This window comes from Flavobacterium sp., from assembly GCF_028712645.1.
Classification (GTDB): Bacteria; Bacteroidota; Bacteroidia; order Flavobacteriales; family Flavobacteriaceae; genus Flavobacterium.
Genome location: NZ_JAQTPQ010000349.1, coordinates 1 through 2971, shown reverse-complemented (window position 1 = coordinate 2971; position 2971 = coordinate 1). Strand labels below are relative to the sequence as shown.

Here is a 2971-nt window from a genome sequence, read left to right as displayed (position 1 = left end):
CAAATCAATCTGATATGATTCCAAGTTTAGCCACACGAGTTAAACACAAACTCCAAATAAAAAATCCAAAATGTGTTGCTTATGACATTCTTTTCGGTTGTCCTGGCTGGATAGAAGGTGTGCTTCAGGCCAATGCTTTCATCAAATCTGGAATGGCAAAACGATGTTTAGTAATAGGTTCCGAAACCCTTTCGAGAGTGGTCGATCCACACGATAGAGATTCAATGATTTATTCTGACGGAGCTGGAGCAACAATAATTGAAGCATCTGACAACGAAACTGGATTGTTGGCTTATGAAAGTGCCACTTATGCTTATGATGAAGCTGGCTATTTGTTCTTTGGGAAATCATACAGTCCAGACTTAGATGAAGATGTTCGTTACATCAAAATGTATGGACGTAAAATTTATGAATTTGCATTGAGCCAAGTTCCTGCTGCAATGAAAAGCTGTTTAGATCAAAGTGGATTAGCCATCGATGACGTGAAAAAAATCCTGATTCATCAAGCCAACGAAAAAATGGATGAAGCCATCATTCACCGTTTTTACAAATTATACGGAAAATCAGTACCAAAAGATATTATGCCAATGAGCATTCATGAACTTGGAAATAGCAGTGTGGCGACGATTCCAACGCTTTTGGATTTATTAATTCAAGGAAAAATAGAAAATCAAGAAATACATAAGGGAGATGTTGTCATTTTTGCATCCGTTGGAGCTGGGATGAATATTAACGCCTTTGTTTATAGATATTAAAAGGTTTGTGGTTTGTAGTTTGTGGTTTTAGCACAACTATAAACCACAAACTACAAACATCAGTTTATGTACGAAAAAACTTTTCCGAATAAAAGATTCAACCATACTTTAGAATTTCTAAAAAAACACGTTTCTACAACCGAAACCATCTTGGATTTAGGAGTAGAAAATCCGTTTTCTAAGATTATGAAAGCCGAAGGTTTTCAAGTAAAAAATACCACGGGAGAAGATTTAGACAACAATCAAACCGCATTGCAAAACGAAAACTATTCTGTTTTTACTGCTTTCGAAATCTTCGAGCATTTACTTAATCCGTACACGATATTAGAAAATGTAAAATCCGACAAATTGCTTATTTCAATTCCTTTACGATTATGGTTTTCGCCAGCTTATCGCAGCAAAACAGATATGTGGGACAGACATTACCACGAATTTGAAGATTGGCAATTGGATTGGCTTCTGGAAAAAACAGGTTGGAAAATTATTGACAGCCAAAAATTTACACATCCTGTCAAGAAAATTGGTTTCCGTCCTTTATTGCGATTTTTTACGCCACGATATTATATTGTTTACGCTGAAAGAAAATAGTTTTCAATCGCAATTTTCAGTTTAAAGCTTATGAAATATTACATTGTCATTCCGTCTTATAACGAAGAAGCTCTTATTGCTTTAACCTTACAATCTTTGATTTCGCAAACTGTTTTGCCATCAAAAATTGTAGTCGTTAATGATAATTCTACAGACAAAACAGCCGAAATAGTATTAGCTTTCGCCAAAGAAAATCCATTTATTTCTTTGGTAAACAAAACTTCCGAAGCGATACATTTACCAGGAAGCAAAGTAATTCAAGCCTTTCTGAAAGGATTTGAAACTTTGGATGAAGATTATGATATCATTGTAAAAATAGATGCCGATTTGATTTTTCCACCTAATTATTTCGAAACTATCATCAAACATTTTCAATCTGACGCAAGAATCGGAATGGCGGGAGGATTTTGTTACATCGAAAAAAATGGCGATTGGATTTTAGAAAACCTAACCGACAAAGACCATATTAGAGGCGCACTAAAAGCCTATCGAAAAGAGACTTTTCAACAAATTGGAGGTTTGAAACCCGCAATGGGCTGGGACACAGTTGATGAATTATTGTGCAAATTCTATGGTTGGAAAGTAGTTACCGACGAAAGTTTGAAAGTAAAACACCTGAAACCCACTGGTGCCAACTACAATAAAACCGCTCGGTACAAGCAAGGCGAAGCTTTTTATACTTTGGGTTACGGTTTTTTTATAACAGCAATTGCTTCAGTAAAACTGGCTATGATGAAGAAAAAGCCATTGTTGTTTTTAGATTATATAAAAGGTTTTTTGAAAGCTAAATCAGCAAAAACTCCTTAATTGGTAAACAAAGAACAAGCCAAATTCATCAGAAAATATCGTCTTCAGAAAATGAAAGAAAAGATTTTATAGCATTTGTTATTCTTTCTCTGGATTGAGTTATTTTAAAAAAGGCGATAACTCATAACTCATAACTCACAACTTATAACTATTTTTGACAATAATTATATAACTATGATGCTTATTCGTTATTTATCACAGATTGGAAAATACTTTTTGATGTGGAAAGAAATTTTCAGCAAACAGACTAAGTGGCCTGTTATGAGAAACCTTATCTTCAAAGAAATTGATGATTTAATTATTGATTCACTTGGAATCGTGGCCTTCATTTCCTTTTTCGTTGGTGGTGTTGTTTCCATTCAAACGGCTCTAAATTTAACCAATCCATTAATTCCAAAATACCTCATCGGATTTGCCACTCGACAATCTGTAATACTAGAATTTGCTCCCACTTTTGTTTCTATAATTATGGCAGGTAAAATGGGTTCGTTTATCACGTCAAGCATAGGAACGATGCGTGTTACAGAACAAATTGATGCATTGGAAGTTATGGGTGTAAATTCCTTGAACTATCTTGTTTTTCCAAAAATAATTGCCTTACTACTTTATCCTTTTGTCATTGGTATAAGTATGTTCTTGGGGATTCTTGGAGGTTGGATGGCAGCAGTTTATGGAGGTTTCACCTCAAGTGTTGAATTTATTAATGGTGCGCAACTCGAATTCAATCCTTTTCATATTACCTATGCTTTTATTAAAACATTAATTTTTGCATTATTACTGGCAACAATTCCTTCTTTTCATGGTTATTATATGAAAGGCGG

At 34.5% G+C, this 2971-nt stretch carries 3 protein-coding genes and 1 pseudogene; all 4 read left to right on the top strand.

The window, feature by feature from the left end; genetic code table 11:
• Positions 1 to 755: 3-oxoacyl-ACP synthase III family protein (locus tag PHC28_RS17660; RefSeq protein ID WP_300103625.1), on the top strand; the 755-nt coding region annotated here is incomplete at its 5' end.
• A gap of 66 nt (positions 756 to 821) precedes the next feature.
• Positions 822 to 1343: a methyltransferase gene (locus tag PHC28_RS17655; protein ID WP_300103623.1), complete on the top strand. Its 522-nt coding sequence runs from the start codon at positions 822 to 824 to the stop codon at positions 1341 to 1343.
• 30 nt (positions 1344 to 1373) lie between these two features.
• Positions 1374 to 2222 (top strand): annotated as a pseudogene (locus PHC28_RS17650) (glycosyltransferase family 2 protein).
• A gap of 102 nt (positions 2223 to 2324) precedes the next feature.
• A partial coding sequence (locus tag PHC28_RS17645; protein ID WP_300103620.1) for an ABC transporter permease occupies positions 2325 to 2971 on the top strand: 647 nt, incomplete at its 3' end.